Genomic DNA, 26,417 nt, shown 5'->3' on the forward strand with positions numbered 1-26,417 from the left:
CCCGGGTCACACACCGTCCGCGTGGGCGACCACGAAGTCGGCGAGCGAGCCGACCGACGCGAGGTCGCGGCGGTCGATGTCCTCGACGTCGACCTGGATGTCCAGCTCCTCCTCGAGCGCGAGCAGCAGCTCGAGCGTCTTCGACGAGGACAGCCCCAGCTCGTCGAACAGCCGCGTCTCCGCCGACACGGTGACGTCCGCGCCCAGCATCCGTCCCAGCAGGACGCCGAGGGCGTCGACGACCCGTGTGCGCAGCTCGGTTGCCAGCATCTGTCCGCTCCTGTGTTCGAAGACCATGGCCGAGAAGACCGCACCGAGCCCCGCCCCGGCGGTGAGGTAGCGGTCGCCGGGCGACAACCGCCCCTTCGCGACCGCGGACGCGTGGTTGATGAAGGTGTCCGCGGACGGCGTGTGGCCCGCCAGCGGGACGTTGTCGAGCAGCACCCGGTCGAGCGGCAGCCCGATCCGCCTGCAGACCCGCCGCCACGACACGACGTTCACGTTGTGCGGCAGCACCAGCGCGATGTCGTCGAGCGACATGTCGGCCTGCTTCACCGCGTCGAGGATGACCTCGCTCAGCAGTTCCGTGTAGTCCTGCGCGAACCGGTCCATGGCGCCGAGACCGTCGGTGCTCCAGTGGTCGAGGTCGCCGCGCTGGCCGGCCGCGTAGGACAGCAGCACGTCGCCGGGACCGTCGGCGGCGACCAGGCACGCGCCGGCGCCCTCGCCGAACACCCGCTGGTCGGCGCCGAGCCGCTCGTCCTGGGTGAACAGCTGCTCGCCCGCCACCACCAGCGCGAGCGCCGACGGGTCGCCGTCGCGGGCCAGCATGCGGCCCGCGATGTCGATGGCGAGCAGCCCGGAGGCGCACGCGTGGTGGGTGATCGTGAACGCCGTCGCGGCGCCGAGGCCGAGCCGTGCCCGCAGTTCGTGCACCGGGTTGACCGGGTACGGCGCGACCACCGGCACACCGCGCGCGTGGATCACGTACCGCACGAGGTGCTCGCGGCCCGGCAGCGTCGGCAGCGCCCGCGCCGCCCCCTCCAGGAGGTCGGCCAGCGTCTCGCCGGGGCGCTGCCTGCGCACCTCGCCGAGCCCGTTGAACCGCCGCAGGACCCGCACCTGGGTCGGGGTGAGCCCCAGCTCGGGGCCGAGCTCCTCGACGGTCACCACGCGCTCCGGCAGGAACGCGGCCACGTCGGCCAGTGTCGTCGTCATGTCACTCTCACCGGCAGCGACTCGTAACCGCGGAGCATCAGGGTGGTGCGCTCGCCGGGGTCGCCCGCGAGCGCGAGGTCCGGGAAGCGGCGCAGCAGCATGGGCACGGCGACCTTGCTCTCCAGCTTGGTCAGCACGGCGCCCAGGCAGTAGTGCATGCCGGCGCTGAACGACAGGGGCTGCCCCTCGTCACGGCCCGGGTCGAACGTGTCGGGGTCGGTGAACTTCGCCGGGTCGCGGTTCGCGGCACCCAGCAGCACGAGCACCCTGCTGTCTTTCGTGATCGGCACCCCGGCCACCTCCGTGTCCTCAGCCGCCCAGCGAATGGAGAAGTGCGTCGGCGGCTCGCACCGCAGCACCTCCTGGATGAACCCGTCGGCCCGCGCGGGGTCGGCGAGCACGAGTGCCTTCTCCGCCGGGTCGTCCAGCAGGATCCGCACGCTGTTGCCGATCAGGTGGCTCGTGGTGACGAACCCGCCGTTGTACATGGTCAGCAGGTTCGCGACGAGCACGTCGTCGTCCAGCTCGACGTCGTCGTCGGCGACGAGCGCGCTCACCAGGTCGTCGCGCGGTGCCGCGCGCCGCTTCGCCACCAGCTCGTGGAAGTACCCGGTCAGGTCCTCCGCGGCCTCGTCGGCGGCCTTCTGGAACCGCCACACGCCCGCCCCGAGGTCGAGGATCGCGCCGAAGGCACGCACCCGCTCCGGGAACCACTCGCGGTCGGCCTCCGGCACGCCGAGCAGTTCGCCGACGACGTCGCTCGGCACCGGCAGCGCGAAGTCCGCCAGCAGGTCCACCGGTTTCCCGGCGGCGCCGAGTTCGGCGAGCCGGTCGAGGCGGCGCGCCACGATCCGCTCGACCGCGGGTTCGAGGGCGGCGACCCGCCGTGCGCTGAACGCCTGGCTGAACAGCCTGCGCACGGTGGTGTGCTCGTCGCCCTCCATGAAGAAGATCGATCTGACCAGCACCTGGAGCGCCGGGTGGGCACGCCACAGCCTGCCGCCCCGGCGGTCCGGGTACTCGCTGGTCATCACGTGCAGCGCCGGGTCGCGCAGCGCGTGGTGCACCGCGTCGTAGCCGTGCACCACCACGTCGAACCGGTCGGCCGGGTCCGGCAGCAGGCACACCGGGCCCTGTCGGTGCAGCTCGGCGTAGAACGGGTTCGGGTCCCGCCGTCCTTCCGCCGAGAGCAACGACCGCAGGGAAGTTTCCGTGATCACGCTTTCACCGCCACGATCGCGCTGTCCGCGCTGGGGCCGCTGCCGTGGTGGACCGTCTCGATCGCGAACCCGGCGTCGGTCAGCAGTCTCCGGTAGTGCTGCTCGGTCCGGTCGTGCCCTTCGAGCAGCACGAGCATCAGCAGGTCGACCATCCCGGACGCGGCGTCCGGGTCGCTGTCCTCGTCCGGCACCAGCTGCTCGAACACGACCAGCCGCGTGCCGGGCGCCATGGCCGCGTGCACCCGCCGCAGGATCCGGACGGCCTTGTCGTCCTGCCAGTTGTGCAGCACCCGCGCCAGCACGTACGCGTCGCCGCCCTCCGGCACGCCGTCGAAGAAGCTGCCCTCGACCAGGTCCACCCGGCCCGCGAGCCCCGCCTCGGCGAGCTTCTTGCCCGCCGCGCGGATCGCCTCCGGCAGTTCGAGTAGCACGCCGCGCATCCCCGGATGCGTGGCGAGCACCTCGGCGAGCAGTCCGCCGCTGCCGCCGCCGACGTCCACGAGCGTGCCGACCCCGGACAGGTCGCACGCCGCGAGCGCCTTCGGCACCTGGTTGGCGTTCATGGCGTCCGCGAACGTCGCGGCCACCGCGTGGTTGCCGTTGATGTAGTCGTAGAACGGCTCGCCGTAGATCATGTCGAAGGCGGGCGCCCCGGTCCGCACGGTGTGCAGGATGTCCGCGAAGGACCGGAACACCTCCTCGCCGTCGAGGATCGCCATCTGCCGCAGCGAGTGCGGCACGTCCGAGCGGAGGCACTCGGTGACCGACGTGAGCGCGTAGGTCCTCGGCGCGGTCCTGCGGAACAGGCCGATCGAGGCCATGCCGCGCAGCAGCCGCGCCAGCACGTCCGGGCTGGCACCGCTGCGCGCGGCCAGCTCGTCGACCGAGCGCGGACCGTCCGCCAGCAGGTCCGGCACGCCGAGCTTCGCCACGGCGTAGCAGCACTGCGCCACCCAGCTGCTCGACAGGATGCCGAGCAGCTTGCGCCGGGCGAACCCGCCGGCCACCGTTGTCTCCCCCACGGCCGTCGTCACCCGTCGGCGCGGTTCTTGACGGCCACCAGGATGCTGTCCCACAGCCTCGCGCGCGCGGCGAGCGCGGTGTTCACGGTCTCCGCGCAGTCGGCCCACTTCTGCTCGTCGTCGCCGCACAGGTCGGTGACCATCTGCATGGCCATCGGCGTGTGGAACTCGCCGTCGACCTCGATGTGCCGCTCGAGGTAGTCCACGAACGTGTTCAGCTTCTTGCTGCGCTCGTTGATCGCGACCACCTGCTGGAACATGTCCGGGATCAGGTCCTCCCGGCCGAACGCGAACGCGGCGGCCTGGCAGTGCACCGGCAGGTTCTCGATGATGTTCCAGGTGGTGCCCGCGAAGTCGACCGAGGGCGCGGGCACGCCGGCCGCGACGAGCGCGTCGGTCACCTTCGCGCCGCCGCGGAGCAGCTCGATCAGCTTGTCGATGGCCGTGGTGTCGGCGCCCGCCTCGCGCATGCCGTTGACGTACAGCTCGAAGTGGCTGATGAAGCCGTCGCCGAGCTCGTCGGACTCCTCGACCATCACGATGTCGTTGATGAGCCTGCGGCTGCCGGTCGGGCCGGTCGGGATCCACGGCACGGTGACGCACGTCAGCTCGCGCTGCAACGACTTCAGCAGCGACATGAAGTCCCACACCGCGAAGACGTGGTGCTCCATGAAGGTGACGATGGCCTCGTGCGTGTCCAGGCCGGCGTACAGCGGGTGCCGCACGACCCGGTCGCGGGCCTCGCTCACCGACTTCTCGAGCCGCTCGATTCCCGGATGCGTCTGTCCCCAGTCATATCTGGACAATTGTTTGTCGCTCCTCGATAGATGTGGTCAGCGGCGCCACAGAACGGGACAGTAATCCGGATCGGAGTAGTCCGGGCGGCCGTCCGGCGTTTTCCGGACCAGGCTGTCATGATTGTAGAACGCCAGACTGCCATCGGACAACGGGAATTTGCGAAATTCATTCGCGCCGTCCTGCAGGTGCAGGGAAACGGCACGGCGCGGCCGGTCGCTCACGTTCGCACCACTGCCGTGGTAGGTCTTGCAGTGGTGGAAGCTCATGTGCCCCTTGGGAATCACCATCGGGACCTTGCGCACCTCGGCGCCGTTGTACGCCGCGTTCTCGGACAGCATCTGTTCCAGCTGCGACCGGTCCCGTTCCGCGAAATGGCGGGTGGTGCTGTCGTCCGCACCGATCTCTTTCCACCGGTGACTGCCGTCCACCATCGTGATGGTGCCCATTTCCTCGGTGCAGTCGTGGAACGGGATGAAAGCGGTGAGCATGTTTTCCGAAGAAGACGAGGCCCAATAGTGCTTGTCGAAATGCCAGGGCACGATGTTGGAGGGCAACCCCGCGATCGGCGGCTTGTAGATGAGCGTCGACTGGAAGACGCGGATCTCCTCGGCCTGCGCGAGCCGCGCGGCCACCGCGCCGAGCACCGGCTTGAGCAGCAGCTTCGCGAGCGGGTCGCTCTCGTAGTGCACGTAGTCGTTGTGCCGCTGGACGTCGCCCTGGTCCGGCGTCCAGTACGCGAGCCGCGGCGGGCGGACGGGCAGCGTGCGGTCCCGCGCGCCGGCGTAGTACGCCTCGCTGGCCGCGACCAGCGCGTCCACCTCCTCGTCGGTGAACAGCTTCTTCGACAGGTACCAGCCGTGCTCGGCGTAGAACGCGACGTCCTCGTCGGACGGCAGCAGCTCGAGGTCCTGTTCGGACAGTGCGAAACGTTCGGTAGTGGTCACCGAAGCCCTCCAACCAGCTCGCGGTTCTTCGCCTCGTACAGCGCCTTGATGTTGCCGCTGCCGAAGGTGAGCGCGCCCCGGCGCTCGATGATCTCCAGGAACAGGGTCCTGCGGACGTGCATCGACTCGGTGAAGATCTGCAGCAGCTGACCCCAGTGGTCGGTGTCGACGAGCACGCCGGCGTCACGCAGGTCGCCGACCGGCACCGCGAGGTCGGGCACCCGCTCGGCCAGCGCGTCGTAGTAGGTCGGCGGGGTGCTCGCGAACCGCACACCGCGCGCGGCGAGCGCGCCCACCGTGCTGGTGATGCCGTCGGTGGTGAACGCGACGTGCTGCACACCCGCGCCGCCGTGCCAGGCGAGGAAGTCGTCGATCTGGCCGCGCTCGCGGCTCGTGTCCGGCTCGATCAGCGTCAGCGTGATCAGCTTCGACGGGCTCTGCACGACCTTGGACGACATGCCCTGCGCGCCGACCTCGATGTACTCCTCGAAGATCTGCGAGAACCCGAACACGTCCTCGTAGTGCTTGACCGTCGAGTCCAGCTGCCCCGCGGGCACGCACACCGCGAAGTGGTCGATCACCTTCAGCAGCGGGGCCGCGTCCGCCTCGTCCACGTCCGCCATCAGGAACACGCCGGGCAGGAACTCGGTCCTCGGCCCGGTGCGCTGCACCAGGCGGTGCGTGATGTCGCCGAAGCCGATGACCTCGGCGGTCGTGACCGACGCGTCGCCCTCGGTGTACTTGGCGGGCGCGGACACCGAGGCGGCGCCCGCGTGCACCAGGTCCTCGTACGCCGCCTCGGCGTCGTCCACCTCCAGCGCGATCACCGCGACGCCGTCGCCGTGCCTGCGCACGAACTCGGCGGCCGGGTGGTCGGCGACGAGCGGCGAGGTGAGGACCATCCGGACGTCGCCCTGGGTCAGCAGCAGCGACCGCTGGCCCTTCAGGCCGGTCTCCGGCCCGCCCTGCCCCTGGACCCGGAACCCGAAGGCGGTGCAGTAGTAGAACGCAGCCTGTCGTGCGTCTCCGACGTACAGCTCGATGTGGTCTATCCCGTTGAGATTCATGTGCCCTAACCGTTCCGCTTCTTCTCGGTGCTGGCCGCGCTCAGCACCAGACTCACGTTCTGGCCGCCGAAGCCGAAGGAGTTCGACAGGGCGTGGCCCGTCTCGCGCTCCAGCGGCGTGGTCCTGATGTGGTTGCCCGGGCAGGCCGGGTCCACCTCGTCGAGGTTGTAGGTGGGTGGCAGCACGCCGCGCGCCACCGCCATGGCGCAGGCCGCCGCCTCGACCACGCCGGAGGTGCCGAGCATGTGCCCGGTCAGCGACTTGGTCGAGCTGACCGGCGGACCGTCCACACCGAACACCGCGGCCAGCGCCGCGGTCTCCGCGACGTCGCCCAGCTTGGTCGACGTGCCGTGCGCGTTGACGTAGCCGATGTCCGCCGGGGCCAGTCCCGCGCTGGCGAGCGCCCTGCGCATGCACTCGGCCGCGCCGGACCCGTCGGGCCGTGGCGTGGTCGGGTGGTGGGCGTCGGTGGTGGCGCCCCAGCCACGCACGTCCGCGTACCCGGCCGCGCCGCGGGCGTTCGCGTGCTCGGCCCGCTCCAGCACGAGCATCGCCGCGCCTTCCGCGAGCACGAACCCGTTGCGTCTCGTGTCGAACGGGCGGCTCGCGGCCGTGGGGTCGTCCCACCGCCGGGCGAGTGCCCGCGCGTTGCCGAACGTGTCGGCGAACGTGGGGAACAGCGGCGCCTCGCTGGCCCCGCACACCACCACGTCGGCGTCACCGGACCGGATCAGCCGCAGCGCGTCGGCGATGGCCTGCGCACCCGACGCGCACGCGGTGCCGATGCTCGAACTGTACCCGCGGATCCCGTGCGTGATCGCGATCCGCGCCGCGGGCATGTTCGGCAGGATCCCGGTGAGCAGGTACGGGCTCACCGACGTCCGGCCGCGGTCGCCGCGCGCCAGCACCTGCTTCTCCAGGGTCGCCATGCCGCCGACCCCGCCGACGACCACACCGACGCGTTCCGGGTCGACGTCCCTGCCGACCTCGATGCCCGCGTCGGCGAGCGCGTCGGCCGCGGTCAGCAGCGCCAGCACCACCGTCTTGTCCACCACCGACGCGGCGGGCCCCGACACGACCGTGCGCGGGTCGACGTCCGGGACGAAGCCGCCGACGTCCACCGAGTCCGCGGCCGGGTGCCCCTCCGGCGGCACGGCGAGCCCCGACTTCCCGACGCACAGCGCGTGGAAGACCTCCTCCACGCCCCTGCCGACCGGGGTCAGCAGGCCCATGCCGGTGACGGTCGCCGCGCTCATGCCGGCGCCTTGCTCAGGTGCTGCTGGCGCAGCAGGAACTTGCGGACCTTGCCGGTGACGGTCAGCGGGATGTCCTCCTGCCGCACGGCGACCACGCGGTCGAGCGTCGCGCCGACCTGCTCGCCGAGCGCGGCGCGGATGGCCTCGGTGCGGTCGGCCCCCGCGTCGGCGTCCGGCGCGAGCTCGAGGAGCACGTCGGTGACGATCCTGCCGTCCTCCGGCACGATCACCACCGTGCAGTCGAGCACGTCCGGGCAGGCCGCGAGGATCCGCTCCTCGGACAGTGCCGTGTAGAAGCCCTCGCCGACCACGGCGTCCGGGTCGCGGTCCACGTGGTAGAAGTTGCCCTCCTCGTCGGTGTACACGAGGTCGCCGGTGAGGAAGTAACCGTTCAGCCGGGCGCGGAACGTGGTGCCCGAGTCGTTCCAGTAGCCGGGCGAGAGCGTCGGCGACCGGAAGCCCAGCCTGCCTACCTTGCCTGCGGGCAGCTGGTTGCCGTCGTCGTCGAGCACCACGCACTCGGCGAACTTGTACGGCCTGCCGATGCGGCGGCCGTAGTGGTCGCTGTCGGGGGTGTGGGTGACGTGGAAGCCGTTGTGGCCCATCTCCGACGAGCCGAGCCCGTCGACGAAGTGCGAGCCGCGGATCCGCTGCCGCCCCTCCCGGGTGACGGTCTCGCGCGCCCCGACCGCGACCAGCCGCCGGATGTGCGTCTCGTGCGCGCAGTCGCCGGTGTTGAACCACATCCGCACCGAGTCGACGTCCCGAGTGGACAGGTCGAAGTGCGCGAGGTCCGCCCACGTGACCGCGAACCCGTACACCGCCTCCGGGTGCCAGCGTTCGATCGCGGCCAGCACGGTGGCGCCGTCCTGCTGGGACAGGCACAGCATCTTCCCGCGGTTGCACAGGATCTGGCACACCATCAGCACGGTCGCGGTGTGCGGGATCGGCAGCGCGTTCAGCACCCGGTTCGTGCCCTGCGCCTGCGGCATCTTGAGCAGGTGCCGCTGCGAGGCGAACAGCGTGCGGTGCAGGTGCAGCACGGCCTTCGGCACGCCGGTGGTGCCGGACGTGTGCGTGATGACCACCGGGTCGTCCTGGTGGTGCCGGTAGTGCGGCGGCGCGGCGGCCGGGTCGCCCGACGCGAGTTCCGCCGGCGTGCCGAGGAGCTCGGCGCCGAGGTCGTGCCCGGCGAGCAGCTCGGTGTGGGCGGCGTCGGCGAGCACGCCCCGTGCGCGCAGCCTGCGGATGAACTCGGCGGCGATCTCCGGGGCCATCTTCCCGTTCATCAGCGCGGGGATCGCGCCGATGCGGGTGAGGGCGAGGAAGCTCAGGACGGTGTCGGCGGCCGCGGTCGCCCACACGGCGACCGGGTCCCGTCTGCGGATGCCCCGCGCGGAGAGCCACGCGGCGCGGGCGTCCACCATGCGGTCCAGCTCGCCGAGCGTGAACTCGTGCTCGGCCGGGTGGCCGTCGACCTCGGTGTCGAAGATCAGCCCGGGCCCGTCCGGATCGGCGCCGTGCGCGAGCACCGTGTGCAGCACGTTGCCCGCACCGATGTCCGGGTCGGCGGCCAGCACGGCACGCAGGCCCTTTGCGTTCATCGTGACTCTTCCCTTCAGCTCACCAGCACGGCATGCGCGGTCTCCGCGCCGGCCTGTTCCACGAGGACCACCAGCACCTCGTCGGCGTCCCCGTCGTCGATCAGCAGTCGTGCGTGCGCCAGCCCTTCGGCCTTCGGCTCCCCGGTCGGGCACAGGCAGACCACGGGGCCGCGCAGGCCCCACTTGGCGGCGACGTGCCCGGCGACGCTGTTGGGCACGGCCTGGAAGAACAGCAGCGGTCCGATGCGGGCGCCGTGGTCGACCGCGTGCGCCACGTGCTCGGCCATCGCCGCGTCCCCGCTCCCGCTCACGACCACGATCGCGGTGCGCTCCCCGATGTGGTCGGCGGCGGGCGCGTTTCCGTGACGGGTCGCCAGGCACTCGTCCGCGGCGGCGGCCACGAGCGGGCTGAACGACGAGAACACGAACCCGGGCAGTGGCGCGGGTTCCCGCACGGTCGCGGTGGCGAGTTCGGTCATGACGCACGCACCAGCACGGCCGTGTTGGCGCCGCCGAACGCCGCGTTGACGCTCAGCGCGTACGGGCTCGTCGCCCGCCTCGGCGCGTCCACGATCAGGTCCAGGTCGCACGCCGGGTCGGCGCCGAGGTGCCCCGCGGTCGCGGGCAGCTTCCCCGCCTGCACCGCGAGCACCGTGACCACGAGCTCGAGCAGGCCGGAGCCCTCCAGCCCGTGCCCGTGCACGGACTTCGTCGAACTCACCGGAACCCGTTGCCCGGCAAGGGCTCGACGCAGTGCCGCCGCCTCCGCGCCGTCACCGTCCGCGCCGCTCGCGTTGGCGTTCACGTACCCGACCGCGTCCGGGTCGATGCCGCCGCGCCGCAGCGCGTCACCGATCGCCCGTGCCATCCCGCGCCCTTCCGGGTCCGGTTTGACCACGTGGTGGGCGTCGCCGGCACGACCCCACCCGGCGACCTCGGCCAGGACCTCCCTGTCCCCGAAGGGTTCCAGGACGACCGCCGAGACCGCGTCGCCGAGCACCAGTCCGCTCCGGCCGGTGCTGAACGGGCGTGCCACGCCGTCCTTCGCCAGTGCCCGCCCGGCGTCGAAGAGCGCGAACTGGTCCGGTTCCACGAGGTAGCCCGCCGCCACCACGACCCGGCCGGACCGTCCCGCCCGGATCGACGCGGCCGCGTCGGCGACCGCCGTGCTGCCGGAGACGCACGCACACGTGTAGACGCGTGCCACCCCGGCGAGCCCGGTCCGCGCCGCCACGTCCCCGGCGAACCCCGCCGTGGTCGCCGTGGCGTCCCGGCCCGCGTCCGGGTGCCCGTGAACTCCCAGCAGCAGCGGGGTTTCCGACCGCTGCGCCGGGGTAAGCCCGGTGCATGCCTCGTCGATCACGCCCGCCAGCTCGTCCGCGAGCGTGCCCGCGTCCGGCAGCGTCGCCGCGACCGTGGTCCTGCGCCCGCCGACGTCGAACCGGCGCACCGGACCGAACGCGGCGCCACCGGCGAGTGCGCCTGCCAGCTGGGCCTGCGCTCCTCTCCCGAGTGCGCTGACCGCGGCCAGCCCCGTGATGCCGGTCCGTAACGGGGGTTCAGTCATGCGGGACCGTCCCGATCGCCTCGCGCAACACCTCGACCGCACCGTCCACTGTGCTCATCCGGGCGAACTGCCCGTCGTTCAGCTCTATCTCCACGCCGTAGCGTTGTTCCACCTGGTGCATGAGCCACGCGAGCTGCATCGAGTCGACCCGGTCGCCGACCTCGTCGACCGGTCTGTCCCCGAGGCTCGCGATCATGGACACGACGTCGTCGCGCCCCACGGCGGGCTGTCGCGTCATCCCGCCTGACCCGCACCGGCGACGTTCGATGCGCGCTCGGCGACCGTCCTGGTGAACTCCCCGACGGTCATCAGCGCCAGTTCCTCGGACTCCTCCTCGGCGAACCGCACACCGAACCGGTCCTCGACGCGGACCGCCAGCTCCGCCATCGCCAGCGACTCCAGGTCGACACCCGCCGGGCCGAGCGTGCTGTCGTCGTCGACACCCTCGATGTCGTAGTTCATCTCCTGGAGGGTCTCCAGCACGAACTCACGGACCTCAGCAGCGTTCATTTGCTCACCTTCTACTGTGTTTGCGATGTACTCGTCGGGAACCGCTGTCCCGTAAGGGTTTTCAGGAAATCGTGTCGTGGAGCACGTTGCGGTCGCGGACGAGCTTCCCCGTCGTGGTGCGCGGCAGCGCGGTCACGAAGTGCGTGGTCTTCGGTCTCTTGTACGCGGCGATCCGCTCGGCGAGCGCGGCCTCCACCGACTGCCCGGTGGCGTCCCCTGCCAACTGGACGAACGCCGTGATCTCCTTGTCGTACAACACGACCGCGGCGGCGACGCCGGGCAGTTCGGTGAGCGTGTGCTCCACCTCGGTCAGGTCGACCTTGAGCCCGCCGACCGACACCTGCGAGTCGAGCCTGCCGAGCACGGTGACGAGTCCGGTGTCCGGGTCGACCCGGCCCGCGTCCTTGGTGTGCAGCCAGCCGTCGGCCCACCGCGCCGGGTCGGACAACCCGACGTACGGCGACTCGGGCCTGCGGATCCGCAGCTCGCCGTCGACCTCGCGGACCTCGATCCCGGGTGCGGGCATCAGCGCCGGGCGGTGCGCCCCGAACAGGTCGGTCGCGATGACACCCAGCTCCGTCATCCCCCACATGTTCCCGAGCGGCACGCCGTACTTCTCGTCGAACTTCGCCGAGACGGCGGCGGGCACCAGCTCCCCGCCGGTGGTCATCCGCTTGAGCTGTGGGAGTTTGCGCGGTTCCGCCACCGAGTTCAGGAGTCCGATGTGGAACGGCACGCCGAGCACGGTGGCCGGTGCGGTCCCGGACGCGACCGCGTCGAGGATCGCCTCGCCGGTGAGCCGCCGGGGCGGCACCAGCTCGATCCCCGCGTGCAGCCCGTACAGGAGACCGCCGACCAGACCGAGGACGTGCACCATCGACGGCAGCAGGATGATCCGCTCGCCCGGCAGCGGCACGCCGTCGATCAGCGTGTACCGGTGCACCTCCGCGACCAGGTCCTCGGCCGTTCGGCCGATCACCTTGGACGGGCCGGTGGAGCCGGAACTGAGCTGGAGGACGGCGTGCGGTGTGGCCGCCTGCCTGCCGTCCCTGGTGGTGATCACCTCCGTCACGTCGTGGAAGACGTCCAGCGGGCTGCCGTGCGAGGCCCCGACCGCGACGAGGACCTGCACACCGAGACGATCGAGCGCGGCGTCGACTTCGTAACGGGTGAGCCGGTGGTCGAGCAGCACGGCCTGCGCGCCGATCCGCCAGACGGCCAGCAGGTTGGCGACGTAGGTGAGCGAGGGCGGCAGGTTCAGCGCAACGCAGCCGCCGGGCCGCAACCCCGCGGCGACCAGGGCCTCCTGCTTGTCGCGGACCAGCCGGCGTAGCGCGGAGCGGGCAATCGGGCCAGTCTTCAGGTGTAAACAGACGTCATTGTCTGCGCCATTCAGCAATACCTCGTCGACCCATTCCGACGCACCGGTTCGCAGCGGTTCCGTGGCCGTAATCGCCGTCACCTCCCGACTAGAAATGTGCAGCACAAATTCGCCCTTCTTGAGGGCGTGCACCGGGTTGCCGCCAGGGCCCCTCAGCCGACGGCGAAGTGGAGCGTACGTCAGATTCCGCGCACTGAGAAGACAAACGGTGAACGACGCTTAACGTAATGAGTCGATTACGGACTGTTTGACCAGGACTGAACCAAGCGTGTTGACCATGCCGCTGACCTGCGGTTCTGCCCGACCGGCTGCCCGCTCCGTCGAGGCCTGACGGCCATTCGGCCGACGGTTCGCACCCCGGAACAGGACATCCCGGGCACCATTCCCGGGATGCCGTCCTCCGTCCCACCGTATGGGGCGAAATGGAGTACAAACCCTGGGCGTCTCGTACGAAAGTCAACTATTTCCGCAACAATTCCGGTGACTGTTCGTCCACTTGCGCGAAGGAAAACTCACGGCGTGTGATGGCAGGCGGCGATCGATTCCTAAAAGGACAATCAGGTCCGGTGTGACGAGCTGGACCTGGTCAGCGCGCTGGGCTCACCCGCACCGGGGTACACCTCACCCGTTCGGCCGTACGCGACGTGGTCCGAGAAGTGTGCACCCCGGACGCGCCCCGCACAAACCGGGGGAACACGCAGCGACCGGACGACTGCCGGCAGTCACGTCAACGCGCCGGTGATCCAGCCGTCGGCGGGGAGCAGCGCGGCGAGCCTGCTTTCCCGCTCCTGCGCGGAGGTCCCCCGGAACCATCGCTCGTGCAACCCGGTGGCGCGCACCAGCTCGGCCAGCGCCACGGTCGACGGGTCGCCACTCCCCCGCGCCAGCGCCCGGTGCAGACGGCCGAGGATCGCGACCTCCGGACCGTCCTCGGGCGCGAAGAGGCGCCGGGCCGGCGTCGCGGCCCTGGAGTCGTACTCGGTCAGCACCCGGTCCGCGCGCAGCCTGGACAGCCGGGCCAGATCGGGACGCGTGGCGGCGACCGCCCGCACCCACGCGGCGATCGCCTGCTCCTGGGCGGCGACCACCCCGAGCGCGGCGTCGAGGTCGGCGTCCCCGGTCGACTCGACGTCGACGACCTCGCGCCCCGGCACGACACGGCCGAGCAACGCGAGGTCGGCGAGCACCGCCACCGCCGCGGCGACGGTCATCCTCGGCGCCACGACGGGCTGCCCGTCGGGCGCGAGGCCCCAGCCCTCGTTCTCCGCGGCGACGGCGAGCAACAACAGTTCGTCGACGAGCAGCACGCCGACAAGGTTAGCCGGGCGTTCCGATGTGGATGGCGGTGCCGGCCACGCGGTGGCGTGCCACTACACGGCGGTACTCAGTCCGCGTACCTGATGTGCGGCACGTCCCGCGAGACCGGCCGGAACCCGACGCCGTAGTACAGCTCCCGAGCGCTGGGATGCCCGGGCGCACCAAGGCAGGCGACGGTCATGTGCGTGGCCCCGGCGGCCCGCGCCAGGCGCATCCCGTGCAGGAGCATGGCCCGGCCGAGGCCGCGGCGCCGGTAGCCGGGGTGCGTGCCGACGGGCTCGAACTCGGCGGTCCTGTTCACCGCGTCGAACCACATGATCGTCGAGGCGGCCATCACGCCGTCCGGCGCCTCGACCAGGACGTGCAGATCACCGCGGTAGGCGGCGGTCCGCCGGACGCCGTCGTAGCTCGCCGCGGTGTACGGGCTGGGCGCCCACGCGTCCACGTGGGCCTGGACCGCGGCGGCGGGCCCGGCGTCGTCGGCGGTGCGGAACCGGAACCCGTCCGGAAGTACCGGCTCCTCGAGGTCGGTGAGGTCCCGCTCGTTGAGCTGGGTCCAGTACCCGGTGTCGCCCGTCCCCGCGGGATCGGGCCGGTAGCCGTGCGCCGCCCACCGCTCCAGTGCGAACGTGTCGGCGGCGCCGGGCAGGACCGTGCGCTCGACGTTCCCGGCGGTGCCGTCGAACCAGTCGATCACGTCGTCGACGAGGGCCGCGTGGCCGGGGTGGACCTGGTACGCGAGGTAGGCGCCGGTGACGTCCCTGACCGACCCGTCGTTGCGCCGCACCCGGCGCGGCAGCTGCGCCCACCCCCACGCGACGAGGTCGCCGCCGGAGAACCACAGGCGGCGCCGCCAGCTCCCGCCCTCGCTCGCGTGCCCCTTGCCCCAGTTCCAGGCCAGCTCGCCGTAGGACGCGTCGCTGTTCACCAACTCGGGACGGGTGGCGGTGAGCTGTTGCGCCAGCCCCTGCATGAGCCGCACGTCGTCGGCGGTCACGGTCTCGACGGTGGTCATGGTGCGCCACTGTGTCAGCAGCGCGCGCCGCCGTCGAACCGTTTCCCGCACCGCGTCAACCAGGGGCGCACTCCGCGAGCGCCGCACGCAGCTCCGCCGTGAACTCCGCGTCACCCCCGTCGTCGAGGGACAACGCCGCCATGAAGTCGGCCGCGGCCGACCGGGCGTCGCCCAGTGCCCGGTGTGCGTGGCCCCGGTTGTACCGGGTGACCGGGTCGTCGGCCAGGGACAGCGCGGCCGTGAGGTCGGCGATCGCCGCCGCCACATCCCCCCTCTCGAAGCGAGTGGTGGCCCGGTTCACCAGCGCCTCCGTCAAATCAGGACGGCCCGCCAGCGCCCGGCTGAACAACTCGTCGGCGACCTCGTGCTCACCCCGGTCCGCGTGCACGAGGCCCAGCGCGCACAACAGGTGCGGATCCCCAGGCGCCACGGCCAGTCCCGCGCGGGCGTCGGCCGCCGCGCCCTCGGCGTCACCTGATTCGTACCGCAGCGCGGAGCGGTTCGTCAGCGCGTCCGCGTGCGCGGGCTGCTGCGCCAGCACCCGGTCCAGATCCGCCAGCGCCGCCGACGGTTCGCCGACGGCCTGGAGCAGATCGGCCCGGTTGTAGTACGCCTCCGGGAGGTGCGGGTGCCAGCGGATCGCCGCCGTGCAGTCGGCGAGCGCCTCCTCGGCCCGGCCCGCCGCCCGCAGCAGCGACGCGCGGTCGACGTAGTACTCCGCGTTGTACGGGTCCATCGCGATGACCGCGTCGAGGTCCGCGAGCGCGGCGTCCGGCCTGCGCATGGCGAGGTGGACCTGCGCGCGGTTGTGGACGAGCCGGGCGCGGTCCTGCCGCCGCTCCCCCGGCCCGAGCACACGGTCGAGCGCGGCGATGCCCTCGTCGATGGTCCGCAACGCGCGTTCGTGGTCGCCTGCCTTGCTGTCGAGCAGCGCGAGTCCCTGCCCGTGGAACACGGTGAGCACCGTCCGGCGTGGTTCCGGGAGTTTCGCCGCGAGTGCCATGGCGCGGTCGAGCCAGTCGCGGGCGGTCGCCGGGTCGGCGGGGAGGTGCCGGGCGTGCAGGACGCCGAGCGACGCGGACGCCGACATCAGGATCGCGGGGTCGTCGGTGGCGTCGACGACCCCGAGGTAGAGGTCCCGCGCGGCGGCGGGTTCGCCGAGCGCGGTCAGGCACGTCGCGAGCCCGGTCGTGAACGGCCAGGCCAGGTCCGTGCCGACGAGGGCGAGCCCGCGGGTCGCGACGCGCCGCCCGTGGTCGTGGAAACCCCTGGCGATGGCGGCACCCAGCGCCGCACGCAGTGCCACCGGATCGGTTTCCGGTTCCGGCGCCGGCGATCCGCCGTCGACGTCCAGTGTCAGCGCCGGCACGCGGCGGAACGCGTCGAGCAGCTCCACGGTCGTGCGGTCGGCCCTGTCCACGTTGTGGAGCACGAGATGCGCCGGTCTGTCCCACGCCCGCACGAGTTCGGCCAGACCGAACGCGAGCGCGCGGGTGCGTGCCGCCGGGTGGAACCGGATCTGCACGTCGGTGGTCAGGTCGAGCGCGGCCGTCGCCGATGCGGGCAGCAGTGGCGCGAGCTCCGGCACCGCGCTGACGAGCTCGACCGCGTGCCGTTCGACCAGGTCCGGTGCGCGGCCGAGGAGTTCCGCGACGACGAGCCTCAGGAACTCGCCGACGCCGCCGTACGGCCCGGCCGCCCACGCGTCGCAGTCGAACGGTCCGTACGTGGTCATGGCACTCCTCGACCGCGGCACTCAGCTCACCAGCACCACTCGATCCACAGCCTGCGCGAACCGGCCGTCAACCGCGTGCTGCCCGCCTTCTTCGCGGTCACCTTCTTCATGCCACACACCTCCGTCGCACCCGTGCCCATCATGATCACCAGGACCGTACCCGCGGCGAAACACACTGGTACAGAGCCATTCGCTGCAGTCACCACCCTGAATTCCCGGCGGACGGAATACGGCCACCCGGCCGAGTCGCGTTCGTCCACATCGGAGTGCGCAGCGAAATGTTTCGGCGCGCTTTTCTAATTTTCCGGAGCAATTGACCGAGCACGTCGTGCTCGCGGTGGCCGCGCAGTCCCGCCTGCCCGACCCCTTCACGACGCTGAACGGCACGCGCCGCACCGCGAAGCCGGTCCGCGAGCTTCTCCGCGGGCGCCGCCGTGATCAGCTACGACCCGCTCGCCGTCGGCCGGGAGGGCACCCCGCGCGACAACACCGGCTGCGCGGCGACGGTGACCGCGGGCGCCGCCCCGGTGAACGGGTGGACGGTCACGACCACCCTGCCGCCGGGCGCGACCATCGTGCACTCGTGGGAGGCCACCCGCGGGCACCGTGACGTTCACGAACTCGCCCACAACGGCGCGATCGCGGCCGCGATGTCGGTGGAGTTCGGGTTCCAGGGCACGGGAACCGGCACCGGACCGACGCCGAACTGCACCGCGCGGTGAGCGGCACCGGTCATGGCCGGTTCAGCAGTGGGTCAGCACACCCCGCAGCGCGTCCCGCTCGTCCCGGTCGACGGTCAGGTCGTACTTGTCCTTCGTGAGCACCCACCGGATCACGTACCCGCACCGGTTCTGCTCGGGCAGCCAGCTGGCGGGGTCCTGGTCGCCCTTCTGCCGGTTGCTGGTAGCCGACACGACGACCAACTGACTCAGATCGTTGGCGAACGCCTCCCGCTGGTCGCGGGTCCACGTGCGGGTGCCGCTGCGCGCCGCCTCGGCGAGCGGCACGAGGTGGTCGAGGTCGGCCTCGCTCGCGTCGTGGATGACCACACCGTCGTAGCTGGACACCCAGGTGCCGTCGACCGCGCGGCACTCACCGTCGGTCCGGACGTCGGTGCCCTGCTGCCGGAGCGCCAGCTCACGCGTGTTGCAGCTGTTGCCTTGCCCCGACCAGTGCGGCCACTGGTCCCGGTCGTACCGGAACCCGGTGTCCTCCTCCGCGACGGTCAGCCCGTCGAGAGCGGCCAGCGCGGTCGCCGGATCCGCCGGGAGCGGTGCCGTGTCCTTTCCGGTCTCGTCCGCCCGGGTCGGGTCGCCGGTGAACCACCAGACGGCGAGCGCGATCGCGAGCGCTACGAGGAGGCCGAGGAGGCGGGTGGAGTGGGAACCGGAGCGGGCGCGGGGGGACACGCGGGTGATCTTCGCATCCCGGCGGCGCCTTCCCCGGCAACGAAACGCCGGGTGCGGTTCGAACGGCCGCGTGGTGGCGTCCGAGCGGCGGAACCGTCCCGAACGCATCTCTCGGGACGGAAGCGGCGACGCGTCCCGGCCCCGCTGCGCGGGACCGGGACGCGTCTGCGGTCGCCGCTCAACGTTGTCGGTGCTCGCTGATAGCGTGAAATCAGGGGGCCCCTGGCCGATTGAATGGACCGTTCAATCGGCCAGACCAGATGCCTCCCTGTCATGCCGGACGCGACTTGCTGCCCGCGCGGCCCCGGTCCCGCCCAGGAATTACCACTACCAGCCGCTCCACCGCACCCCACGACCCGCAGCAACCCGACAGCCCAACCAACACAACCAATCACGCCCAACCGCTCCACCACACCCCACGACCCGCAGCAACCCGACAGCCCAACCAACACAACCAATCACGCCCAACCGCTCCACCACACCCCACGACCCGCAGCAACCCCGGTCCTGCCCAAGGAACCGCCGCGCTCGGCCGGATCGGCATCCGGCCGACCACGCCCCGACCGACCGGCGGACACGACCGCGACACCGGGCACACCGCGACACCGGGCACACCGCGACACCGGGCACACCGCGACACCGGGCACACCGCGACACCGGGCACACCGCGACACCGGGCACACCGCGACACCGGGCACACCGGAACCGCCGGAACCGCCGCCCCTACCGATTGAATGGACCGTTCAATCGAGCTGGCGCAGGTCGACCGCCTCCCCCATCGCCCGGTAGCCCGCGTCCGAGGGATGCAGGTGGTCACCCGAGTCGTACCGCGGTGCCAAGCGCCGCGGATCGGACGGTTCCCGGACCACCGCGTCGAAGTCCACGACCCCGTCGAAATCTTCACTCGTTCGTATGAACTCGTTCACCGCTTGGCGTACGGACTCGCGTTCCTCGTTGTACGACCGCCACCCCATGAACGGCGTGATCGTCCCGACGACGACCCGCAACCCCGACGCGTGCGCCCGCGCCGCCATCTGCGTCAGCGCCGCGCCCAACGTCACCGGATCGGGGTGTGCCAGGTTCCCGATGTCGTTGATCCCCTCCAGCACGATCACCGTCCGCGCGCCGGTCGGCACCAGCATGTCGCGCGTCAGCCGCGCGAACGCGTTCGGGCCGCCGATTCCCGTTGTGCTGTCCAGGATCCGGTTCCCGCTGATCCCGCTGTTGACCACGCTCAACCGGGTCGGGCCGGGGCGGGCGGCGAGCCGGTCGGCGAGCACGTCCGGCCACCGCACGTTCGCGCTGGCCGTCGACTTGTCGCCGTCGGTGATGGAGTCCCCGAAGGTGACCACGGCGCCGTCCACGGACGGGGCGTCGACGTCGATGGCGGTCACGTAGTGCCATGCCGGGGTGGGTGTGGTGAACGCGGTTCCCCGCTCGTCGGACGCGTGGTCGCCCGCCGATGTGAGGAACGACGTCTGGTACGCGCGCGGGTGTGCGGTCACCGGTCCGGACGGGTCCGGCGTGAACACGCTGACCAGCAGGTCACCGTCCGCGGGCACCGCCAGGGCCACCGGGTCGCTCAGCACCTCGGCACCGGCCGGGATCGTGACCGACCCGTCGCCGCCGAAGGTCACCGGGCGCATGGTGCCCGGCACCGCGTCCGGTGTGGACGGTCCGGCCGCGACGGCGAGCGTCACCCGGCCCATCGTCACCGGCACCTTTCCGTACACATTGGACAGACGGATCCGGGCGGCCCGCCCGCCGGCGCTCGTGTGCACGACGTTGCGGATCGTGTGGTTCGGCAGCCCCTGGTCGGTGCCCGGCAACGCCTGCGCCATCGCCGTGTGCCACGTGCCGACCCAGTCGCCCCCGTGCCCCGGCCGGAGAACGCGCAGATCGATCGCGGACGCCATCGCCCGGTAGCCCGCGTCCTTCGGGTGCAGGTGATCACCCGAGTCGTACGCGGCCAGCAGCCGGTGCGGGTCGGCCGGGTCGCGCAGCGCCGCGTCGAAGTCGGCGACCGCGTCGAACGCGCCGCCGTGGCGCACGAACTCGTTGACCGCGAGCCGCACGCCCTCGAGTTCCTCGGTGTGGTTGCCCGACCCGCCGAACGGTGTCAGCGTCCCGCCGATCACCCGCAGGCCGTGCGCCTTCGCCCGCGCCGCGACCTGCCGCAGCGCGGCGATGATCGGCGCCGGCTCGCGGTGCTGCGGCTGCCCGCCGATGTCGTTGATGCCCAGCAGCACGACCACGGCACGAGCGCCCGGCACGGACAGCACGTCCCGGTCCAGCCGCGCCAGTGCGTTCGGGTTCCACGTGCTGTTGAGCAACCGGTTCGAGCTGATCCCCGCGTTGACCACGCCGAGCCGCGACGGCCCCGGCGCCGCGATCAGCCGGTCGGCCAGGTAGTCGGGCCACCGGTGGTTCGCGTTGCGCGTCGAGCCGTTCCCGTCGGTGATCGAGTCACCGAACGTCACCACCGCGCCCTCGGCGCTCCCGCGCACGTCGACCCTGCTCACGTACGGCCAGAAGCCGATCTGCTCGGTGAACGCGGCACCCGTCTCGTCGCCGGCGTGGTCGCCGGACGGCGTCAGGTACGAGGTCTGGTTCGCGACCTGGTGGTAGGTCACCGGGCCGGACGACGCCGGGGTGTACACGCTGACCAGCAGGTCCCCGTCCTCCGGCACCGTGACGGCGACCGGGTCGCTCAGCACCTCGCCGCCCGCCGGGATGCTGACCGACGACGCGCCGCCGAACGTCACCGCGCGCATCGTGCCCCCGACCGCGTCCGGCGCGTCCGGGCGGGCCGCGACGGCGACGGTCACCGCGGCCATCCGGACGGCGGCCGTGCCCAGGACGTTCGTCAGCCCGACCCGCACCCGCGTGCCGCCGACGCTGGTGTGCACGACGTTGCGGACCGTGCGGTCGGCGTACCCGGTGGGTGTGTTCGGCACGATGCCGGACGCCGACGCCGACCAGGTGCCGACCCAGTCGCCGGGCGGCCCCTGCGGTGCTGCCGTGGCCGGTGTGATGAGGGCGAGCACCAGCGCCGGCGTCACGCCGAGCGCCAGTCCTAACCGCCGGACGTAGGACATGGGACCTCCTCGGTTTGGTGACCAGTGCACCGAGAGCCGTCCCAGTCGGTCAAGGGTTGTCCGGTTTTCTGTCCGGCGACCGTGGCTCGACCGCGATTCATGATCGTTGCTCCTACCATGAGCGCATGCGCAAACGCGGGGTGTCACGCACCCTTCTGGCTGCCCTCGTCGCCGTGCCCCTCCTGGCCGCAGGAGTGGCGGACACGCGCGCCGAGGCGTTACCCCGCGGGCTGCTGCACTTCAACCACATCTACGGGGTGCTCGACGCAGGCACCGCGGACGCCATCGAGCACTCGTTCTACCTGCGGCGTTTCGCCAACTTCGAGCTGCGCACCACCACCGGCGCGGGCGGTCACACGTGGACCGGCCGCTACCTGCTGGGCCGCGAGACGTACCTCGAACTGTTCGGGGCCGGCGACCTGCCCGGCCCGGACGGCGGCATGGGCGCCGGCGGCATGGGCCTGTCGACCGAGTGCGCCAGGGACCTCCCCGAGGTCATCGACGAACTGCGCGAGCAAGGCATCACTCGTCCGATCGAGTTCACCCAAACTCGCGACTTTGGTGACGGTAAGCCAATTCCGTGGTTCGACTCGGTGTTCACAACGGACCGCTACGACGCGTTCGGCGCGTGGGCGATGGAGTACCGCCCGGAGTACTTCGCCGACCCCCGCAGCAAGACCGAACCCCCAAGCCACGCCGGGGATGTCGGTCGCGAGCGGTACCTCTCGGACGACTACCGCCACCACCTGATGCGGGACGTGACCGGCCTGCGGATCGCTGTCACGGCACGGGACCTGGCGAACACCGTGCCACTCCTCCGAGCGGGTGACTTCACGGTCGTGGACCACCCGAAAGGTGGAGTCGTTGCCTACAGCGACGACACCACGATCCGTCTCGACGTCGCGCCGCCGGACCGGATCGGACTGCGGGAGGTCGAGATGTCGCTCAACCACCCGACCGGGTACCGGCACAAGGAACGCATCGGCCGCTCCACGCTGGTGGTCGGCCCGTGGGCGCGGGCGGTGTGGACGTTCGACGGCCCGCGAGGCAGGCGGTAGGCCGGCCGCGGGGCCCGGTTCGGGCGCGGCGGGTACGTTGACCGCGTGGTGACACCGACGCTCGCGAGCGGCCAGCCGCGCCACGACGACGCCTACGCCAAGGCGGTGCGGGACGTGGCGGGCAGCGTCACCGGCGACGTGTTCGTGGCGGGCGAGTCGTGGCCGACGCTGTGGGTGCGGGACGCGGCGTACGCCATCGACCTCGGCGCGGGGCTGCTGCACCCCGGCACCGCTCGTGCGTCGATGCGGGCCGTGGCCAAGGGCGGGCGGTGGGAGCAGGACCGCGCCGCGCACTTCGGCGGGTGGCCGAACCTCACGGACGCGATCGTCGGCACGATCGGTGCGTGGGCGTGCTTCGAGGTGACCGGCGACCTGGACTTCCTGGCGTGGAGCCATGACGTGACACGCGCGAGCCTGGCCCGGGCGGAGCGGGAGGTGTTCGACGGCGGGCTGTTCCGCGGCTGCGCGAGCTTCATGGAGTCGAACAGCGGTTACCCACCGCGGTTCGCGTTCCGCGGACGGGCCGTCGGCGCCACGAAGGCGTTAAGCACCAACGTGCTCCACTACCGCGCGTACACGATCGCGGCCCGGTCGGCGACGCTGCTCGGCCAGGACCCCGAGCCGTTCGAAGCGCGGGCGGCGGCGTTGAAGACGGCGATCAACGACCGGTTGTGGGTGCCCGAGGAGGGCCGGTACGCGTACTACGAGGACGCCGACGGCGGTGTGTCGGACCGGTCGGAAGGCCTCGGCACGGCGTTGGCGGTGCTGTGGAACGTGGCGGACGACGCCCAGGCAGCGGCCGTGTCGCGGCCGACGGCGCACGGGCTGCCGTGCCTGTGGCCGCGGTATCCATTGTGGACGCGGTGGCTGGTGAAGGACGAGTACTACTACCACAACGGGACGGTGTGGCCGTTCGTCCAGGGCTACTGGGGCTGGGCGGCCGCGGCGCGGGGCGCGGTCGACGTGTTCGCGACGGAGCTGGAGGCGCTGGCCGAACTGGCCGGGCGCGCACCGACGTTCCACGAGTTCTACCGCGCGGGGCACCCGGACGGTTCGGCGAGACAACTCTGGAGCGCGGCGGGCTACCTGGCGTTGGTGCACCGTGGGCTGCTGGGCCTGCGTCGCGACGGCGACCGGATCGCGTTCGCGCCGACCGTGCCCGCGGGTTTCTCCCGCGTTCGGCTGTCCGGGCTCGCGTTGCGGGACCTGACGCTGGACGTCACGGTGTCCGGCGCGGGCACCCGGATCACCGAGTTCACAGTGGACGGTGTGCCGCGGCCGGAGCACACGATCCCGGCCACGCTCACGGGGACGCACACGGTGGACATCACGGTCGCACACTGACCCCGGCTGCCCAGCCCGCGAACTCCGCACTTCGGGACGGCGGGAATCCCGCCATGCCGCGCGCGGCACCCGCGAAGCGGGCGAAGCCCCATCACCCACTGAGGGGTGCCTGCCATCCCGTCGACCTGGCGAAGCCCGATCACGCCGGGTCAAGGGGGCCCGAAGCACGACCCAACCTCCTACCCAAATCCCCGGGCCCCCTTGACGCGGTGTGATAGCCCGGCGGGAGGTCGACGGGATGGCAGGCAGACAACGGACACCAGTCCCTGCCAAACCAACCCCGTGCCCGACCCGCCGCCATCCCGGAGACCAGCCCCTCCGGCGAGGAGGCCCGTCCGGCAGGACGCCCTCCGGCGAGGACGCCCGTCCGGCGAGGACAAACCCAGGACGGGGACAACCACCCAGGACGCGAACAACCCAGGACAGCAAAACCCCGGGCAGGGAAACCCCGGACGGCGAAGACCCGGGACGGCGAAACCCCGGACGGCGAAGACCCCGGAAGGAACCCACAACAAGGCGAACCATCAAGCCCGGACCAGAAGGAACCGCACAGCCAGAAAAGCCTCTGACCTGCGAAAACAGCAAGCCCCCAGTACATCGGCGAACCCCCACCCATTCCCGGGGGCCACCCGCCATGCCAGTCTACCAGTGGGGGCCGACAATTCCAGGGCGCGAGGGCGAACTGTGGACAACCGGGGTGGCTGTGGACAACTGACGGTGCGGTCGTGGGTGGGACGAGGACCGTTGTCGCGGCCGCGACGGCGCGTTTCACTGGCGGGCATGACGCTCGCGCAGATCGGGTCCTGGCTGATGCTCGCCGCCGGTGGGTTGTTCGCGGGCGGGATCCTGGTCGTGGCGGTCGAGCGGACCAACCTGTGGCGGCGCATGCCCGCCCAGCAGTACGCCGTCGACTTCCGGCGGTCGCTCGCGCGTGTCGACCCGATGCTGCCGATCCTCGGCGCTGCCAGTGGCGTCGGTGCGCTGCTGTTCGCCCTCGACAGCACCGGGCGGGCCGCCGCGCTGACGTGGGTGGCGGTCGCCCTGTTCGGGGTGATCATCGTCAGCTCGCTGATCGTCGCCGAGCCGATCAACGCCCGGTTTCGGCGGCTGCCGGAAGGTGACCCGCCCGACGGGGTCGAGCGCCTGCGGGTCACCTGGCGGCGGTTCCACTACGCCCGCACCCTGCTCGGCATCGCCGCGTTCGGGTGCGTCGTCGGGGCCGTTTCCTAGCCGGCCAGCACCTTCTCGACGGCCGCGGTCAGTTCCGGGTCGTCCGGGGTGACCATCGGGCGGAAGCGGGCCACGACCTTGCCGTCGCCGTCGACCAGGAACTTCTCGAAGTTCCACTGGATGTCGCCCGCGGCGCCGTCCTTGTCGGGCGTGGTGACCAGCTCGGCGTACAGCGGGTGCCGGTCGTCGCCGTTGACGTCGATCTTCGACATCATCGGGAACGTGACGCCGTAGGTCGTCGAGCAGAACGTCTGGATCTCCTCGGCGCTGCCGGGCTCCTGCCCGCCGAACTGGTTGCACGGGAACCCGACCACGGAGAACCCGCGGTCGGCGTAGCGCTCGTGGAGTTCCTCGAGGCCGCGGTACTGGGGCGTGAGCCCGCACTTCGACGCGACGTTGACGATCAGGTACGCCCGGCCGGGCAGGTCACCGAGCGTGGTCGGCGCACCGGCGAGGGTCTGCAGCGGGATGTCGTGGAGTGGCACGGCCGCCACCCTACCCAAGGGGATTCTCCCTGTACGACCATTCCGCCGCGCGATATCCACCGACAATTCCGGCATTGAATCCCGCGCGTTATCGCCGAAAGTGAGTCACCTGATCGAGTGGGGGCGGTCACACTTCGATCGCCCTCGCGGCACTTCCCCCGCGCGCTATCCTGCGGGTAGAGCCCTGGGGGTAGCTCATGCCCTCGGTACGTCCGACCAAGGACGCAGGACGTTCCCGTCCGCCGGGCGAACCGAGAGAGCAGCATGGCCGACCTGATCATCACCATCGCACTGTGCGTGGCGGTCGCGATCGCGTACGCGACCGCGGCGCTCATCCAGGCCCGCTACGCCCACCTGCCGGTGGCGCAGCTGCTGCGCATCCCGCAGTTCTGGGTGGCGCTCGCGCTCAACGCACTCGGCGCGGCGCTGCACGTGACGTCGCTGGCGTTCGGCCCGCTGTCGCTGATCCAGCCGCTCGGCGTGCTGACGCTGGTCATCGCGGTGCCGTTCGCCGCGTCGGCCGCCAAGCGCAAGGTGACGCGGCTCGAGCTGCGGGGCATGACGAACACGGTGATCGGCCTGGCCGGGCTCGCCTTGATCATCACGACCACCGGCGCGACCGAGACGCTCGCCCCCACCGAGCTGATCGCGCTCCTCGGCGCGGCGGTCGCCGTGGTCGGGGTGCTCGGCGTCCTCGGCAACCGGCCGGGCGCGTCGACGCTGTGGGAGGCCATCGCGGGCGGCGCCGGGTACGCGGTCTGCTCCGCGCTGTGCCAGACCGTGGTGGTGACGGTCGGTGACGACGGCCCGGGTGTCCTGCTCCACCCGATCACGATCGTGGCGATCATCGGCATCGCCGTCTTCGCCGTCACCGCGACGCTGCTCACGCAGCGTTCGTACCGCAACGGGCTCGCCGCGCCGCTCGCCGTGACCAACCTCGTCAACCCGGCCACCGCCACCACGATCGGTGTCGTCCTCCTCGGCGAGCACCTGGCGACGTCGCCGGTCGAGGTCGTGCTCGCCGTCGTGTGCGCGCTGCTCGCCGGGCTGGGCGTGGCGCAGCTGGCGCGTGCCCGCGACGTCGTGCCGGGCCCGGAGGCGGTGGCACCCCGCGAGGACGTCCCCGCGGGGGCCTGAAC

At 71.6% G+C, this 26,417-nt stretch carries 24 protein-coding genes; 5 read left to right on the top strand and 19 right to left on the bottom strand.

The features are described 5' to 3' along the window. Positions 1–6: 6 nt before the first annotated feature. The 16 genes from ACYQ77_RS12540 to ACYQ77_RS12615 form a co-directional block, all read right to left on the bottom strand. Positions 7–1,218 carry a 3-oxoacyl-[acyl-carrier-protein] synthase III C-terminal domain-containing protein gene (locus tag ACYQ77_RS12540; RefSeq protein WP_459710555.1) on the bottom strand — a complete coding sequence of 404 codons (1,212 nt, stop codon included), beginning with the start codon at positions 1,216–1,218 and terminating at the stop codon, positions 7–9. Next, positions 1,215–2,438 (bottom strand): cytochrome P450, encoded by a 1,224-nt coding sequence (locus tag ACYQ77_RS12545; RefSeq protein WP_459710557.1) that lies wholly within the window; start codon positions 2,436–2,438, stop codon positions 1,215–1,217. The genes ACYQ77_RS12540 and ACYQ77_RS12545 overlap by 4 nt, the downstream gene beginning before the upstream one ends. Continuing rightward, positions 2,435–3,460, bottom strand: a complete 1,026-nt coding sequence (locus ACYQ77_RS12550) for a methyltransferase (RefSeq protein ID WP_459710559.1) — start codon at positions 3,458–3,460, stop codon at positions 2,435–2,437. The genes ACYQ77_RS12545 and ACYQ77_RS12550 overlap by 4 nt, the downstream gene beginning before the upstream one ends. A gap of 8 nt (positions 3,461–3,468) precedes the next feature. Beyond that, complete coding sequence (locus tag ACYQ77_RS12555) at positions 3,469–4,266, bottom strand: DUF3050 domain-containing protein (protein ID WP_459710560.1); 798 nt, start codon at positions 4,264–4,266, stop codon at positions 3,469–3,471. A gap of 27 nt (positions 4,267–4,293) precedes the next feature. Continuing rightward, complete coding sequence (locus tag ACYQ77_RS12560) at positions 4,294–5,202, bottom strand: phytanoyl-CoA dioxygenase family protein (RefSeq protein WP_459710562.1); 909 nt, start codon at positions 5,200–5,202, stop codon at positions 4,294–4,296. After that, a complete protein-coding gene (gene hppD, locus ACYQ77_RS12565) occupies positions 5,199–6,269 on the bottom strand; it encodes a 4-hydroxyphenylpyruvate dioxygenase (RefSeq protein ID WP_459710564.1) in 1,071 nt (356 codons plus the stop codon). The genes ACYQ77_RS12560 and hppD overlap by 4 nt, the downstream gene beginning before the upstream one ends. 5 nt (positions 6,270–6,274) lie before the next feature. Next, on the bottom strand, positions 6,275–7,525 hold the full coding sequence (locus ACYQ77_RS12570) for a beta-ketoacyl-[acyl-carrier-protein] synthase family protein (RefSeq protein ID WP_459710566.1): 1,251 nt from the start codon (positions 7,523–7,525) through the stop codon (positions 6,275–6,277). Beyond that, the gene (locus tag ACYQ77_RS12575; protein ID WP_459710568.1) at positions 7,522–9,129 is read right to left on the bottom strand and encodes a class I adenylate-forming enzyme family protein; all 1,608 of its coding nucleotides are present in this window, start codon (positions 9,127–9,129) and stop codon (positions 7,522–7,524) included. Before ACYQ77_RS12575 ends, ACYQ77_RS12570 begins: the two co-directional genes overlap by 4 nt. Positions 9,130–9,143: 14 nt before the next feature. Beyond that, positions 9,144–9,608: a beta-ketoacyl synthase N-terminal-like domain-containing protein gene (locus ACYQ77_RS12580; RefSeq protein WP_459710569.1), complete on the bottom strand. Its 465-nt coding sequence runs from the start codon at positions 9,606–9,608 to the stop codon at positions 9,144–9,146. Next, positions 9,605–10,696 carry a beta-ketoacyl synthase N-terminal-like domain-containing protein gene (locus ACYQ77_RS12585; RefSeq protein ID WP_459710571.1) on the bottom strand — a complete coding sequence of 364 codons (1,092 nt, stop codon included), beginning with the start codon at positions 10,694–10,696 and terminating at the stop codon, positions 9,605–9,607. Before ACYQ77_RS12585 ends, ACYQ77_RS12580 begins: the two co-directional genes overlap by 4 nt. Further along, positions 10,689–10,934 (bottom strand): hypothetical protein, encoded by a 246-nt coding sequence (locus ACYQ77_RS12590; RefSeq protein ID WP_459710573.1) that lies wholly within the window; start codon positions 10,932–10,934, stop codon positions 10,689–10,691. Before ACYQ77_RS12590 ends, ACYQ77_RS12585 begins: the two co-directional genes overlap by 8 nt. Next, complete coding sequence (locus tag ACYQ77_RS12595; RefSeq protein ID WP_459710575.1) at positions 10,931–11,206, bottom strand: acyl carrier protein; 276 nt, start codon at positions 11,204–11,206, stop codon at positions 10,931–10,933. Before ACYQ77_RS12595 ends, ACYQ77_RS12590 begins: the two co-directional genes overlap by 4 nt. A gap of 61 nt (positions 11,207–11,267) precedes the next feature. Next, complete coding sequence (locus ACYQ77_RS12600; protein ID WP_459710577.1) at positions 11,268–12,668, bottom strand: class I adenylate-forming enzyme family protein; 1,401 nt, start codon at positions 12,666–12,668, stop codon at positions 11,268–11,270. A gap of 641 nt (positions 12,669–13,309) precedes the next feature. Beyond that, positions 13,310–13,894: a GPP34 family phosphoprotein gene (locus tag ACYQ77_RS12605; protein ID WP_459710578.1), complete on the bottom strand. Its 585-nt coding sequence runs from the start codon at positions 13,892–13,894 to the stop codon at positions 13,310–13,312. 77 nt (positions 13,895–13,971) lie between these two features. Then, positions 13,972–14,919, bottom strand: a complete 948-nt coding sequence (locus tag ACYQ77_RS12610) for a GNAT family N-acetyltransferase (RefSeq protein WP_459710580.1) — start codon at positions 14,917–14,919, stop codon at positions 13,972–13,974. Positions 14,920–14,974: 55 nt separating this feature from the next. Next, complete coding sequence (locus ACYQ77_RS12615) at positions 14,975–16,654, bottom strand: tetratricopeptide repeat protein (protein WP_459710582.1); 1,680 nt, start codon at positions 16,652–16,654, stop codon at positions 14,975–14,977. A gap of 434 nt (positions 16,655–17,088) precedes the next feature. Between ACYQ77_RS12615 and ACYQ77_RS12620 the strand changes: the two genes are divergently transcribed. Next, positions 17,089–17,376, top strand: coding sequence for a cellulose binding domain-containing protein (locus tag ACYQ77_RS12620; RefSeq protein WP_459710584.1), 288 nt, complete (start codon positions 17,089–17,091; stop codon positions 17,374–17,376). A 21-nt stretch (positions 17,377–17,397) separates the two neighbouring features. Here ACYQ77_RS12620 and ACYQ77_RS12625 read toward each other — a convergent pair whose 3' ends face one another. Both ACYQ77_RS12625 and ACYQ77_RS12630 read right to left on the bottom strand, forming a co-directional pair. Continuing rightward, positions 17,398–18,063 carry an HNH endonuclease family protein gene (locus ACYQ77_RS12625; RefSeq protein WP_459710586.1) on the bottom strand — a complete coding sequence of 222 codons (666 nt, stop codon included), beginning with the start codon at positions 18,061–18,063 and terminating at the stop codon, positions 17,398–17,400. Positions 18,064–18,806: 743 nt separating this feature from the next. Next, positions 18,807–21,161: an SGNH/GDSL hydrolase family protein gene (locus ACYQ77_RS12630; RefSeq protein ID WP_459710588.1), complete on the bottom strand. Its 2,355-nt coding sequence runs from the start codon at positions 21,159–21,161 to the stop codon at positions 18,807–18,809. A gap of 125 nt (positions 21,162–21,286) precedes the next feature. On the opposite strand from ACYQ77_RS12630, the gene ACYQ77_RS12635 reads away from it, so the two are divergent. From ACYQ77_RS12635 to ACYQ77_RS12645, 3 genes are all read left to right on the top strand, one after another. Further along, on the top strand, positions 21,287–22,219 hold the full coding sequence (locus ACYQ77_RS12635; protein ID WP_459710590.1) for a DUF5829 family protein: 933 nt from the start codon (positions 21,287–21,289) through the stop codon (positions 22,217–22,219). A gap of 45 nt (positions 22,220–22,264) precedes the next feature. Continuing rightward, positions 22,265–23,563: an MGH1-like glycoside hydrolase domain-containing protein gene (locus ACYQ77_RS12640; RefSeq protein WP_459710592.1), complete on the top strand. Its 1,299-nt coding sequence runs from the start codon at positions 22,265–22,267 to the stop codon at positions 23,561–23,563. A gap of 780 nt (positions 23,564–24,343) precedes the next feature. Then, positions 24,344–24,793: a DUF1772 domain-containing protein gene (locus tag ACYQ77_RS12645; RefSeq protein WP_459710594.1), complete on the top strand. Its 450-nt coding sequence runs from the start codon at positions 24,344–24,346 to the stop codon at positions 24,791–24,793. Here ACYQ77_RS12645 and ACYQ77_RS12650 read toward each other — a convergent pair. Further along, complete coding sequence (locus ACYQ77_RS12650; RefSeq protein WP_459710596.1) at positions 24,790–25,278, bottom strand: glutathione peroxidase; 489 nt, start codon at positions 25,276–25,278, stop codon at positions 24,790–24,792. The genes ACYQ77_RS12645 and ACYQ77_RS12650 overlap by 4 nt on opposite strands. Positions 25,279–25,542: 264 nt before the next feature. Between ACYQ77_RS12650 and ACYQ77_RS12655 the strand changes: the two genes are divergently transcribed. Further along, positions 25,543–26,415 carry a DMT family protein gene (locus ACYQ77_RS12655; RefSeq protein ID WP_459710597.1) on the top strand — a complete coding sequence of 291 codons (873 nt, stop codon included), beginning with the start codon at positions 25,543–25,545 and terminating at the stop codon, positions 26,413–26,415. The last annotated feature ends 2 nt before the right edge of the window (positions 26,416–26,417 follow it).

It is taken from the genome of Actinophytocola sp. KF-1, from assembly GCF_054661535.1.

Coding starts and splice junctions, on each gene's coding strand:
- ACYQ77_RS12540 (WP_459710555.1), bottom strand. CDS start 1,218: ATGACGACGACACTGGCCGACGTGGCCGCGTTCCTGCCGGAGCGCGTG.
- hppD (WP_459710564.1), bottom strand. CDS start 6,269: ATGAATCTCAACGGGATAGACCACATCGAGCTGTACGTCGGAGACGCA.
- ACYQ77_RS12570 (WP_459710566.1), bottom strand. CDS start 7,525: ATGAGCGCGGCGACCGTCACCGGCATGGGCCTGCTGACCCCGGTCGGC.
- ACYQ77_RS12575 (WP_459710568.1), bottom strand. CDS start 9,129: ATGAACGCAAAGGGCCTGCGTGCCGTGCTGGCCGCCGACCCGGACATC.
- ACYQ77_RS12580 (WP_459710569.1), bottom strand. CDS start 9,608: ATGACCGAACTCGCCACCGCGACCGTGCGGGAACCCGCGCCACTGCCC.
- ACYQ77_RS12585 (WP_459710571.1), bottom strand. CDS start 10,696: ATGACTGAACCCCCGTTACGGACCGGCATCACGGGGCTGGCCGCGGTC.
- ACYQ77_RS12590 (WP_459710573.1), bottom strand. CDS start 10,934: ATGACGCGACAGCCCGCCGTGGGGCGCGACGACGTCGTGTCCATGATC.
- ACYQ77_RS12595 (WP_459710575.1), bottom strand. CDS start 11,206: ATGAACGCTGCTGAGGTCCGTGAGTTCGTGCTGGAGACCCTCCAGGAG.
- ACYQ77_RS12610 (WP_459710580.1), bottom strand. CDS start 14,919: ATGACCACCGTCGAGACCGTGACCGCCGACGACGTGCGGCTCATGCAG.
- ACYQ77_RS12615 (WP_459710582.1), bottom strand. CDS start 16,654: ATGACCACGTACGGACCGTTCGACTGCGACGCGTGGGCGGCCGGGCCG.
- ACYQ77_RS12630 (WP_459710588.1), bottom strand. CDS start 21,161: ATGTCCTACGTCCGGCGGTTAGGACTGGCGCTCGGCGTGACGCCGGCG.
- ACYQ77_RS12635 (WP_459710590.1), top strand. CDS start 21,287: ATGCGCAAACGCGGGGTGTCACGCACCCTTCTGGCTGCCCTCGTCGCC.
- ACYQ77_RS12645 (WP_459710594.1), top strand. CDS start 24,344: ATGACGCTCGCGCAGATCGGGTCCTGGCTGATGCTCGCCGCCGGTGGG.
- ACYQ77_RS12655 (WP_459710597.1), top strand. CDS start 25,543: ATGGCCGACCTGATCATCACCATCGCACTGTGCGTGGCGGTCGCGATC.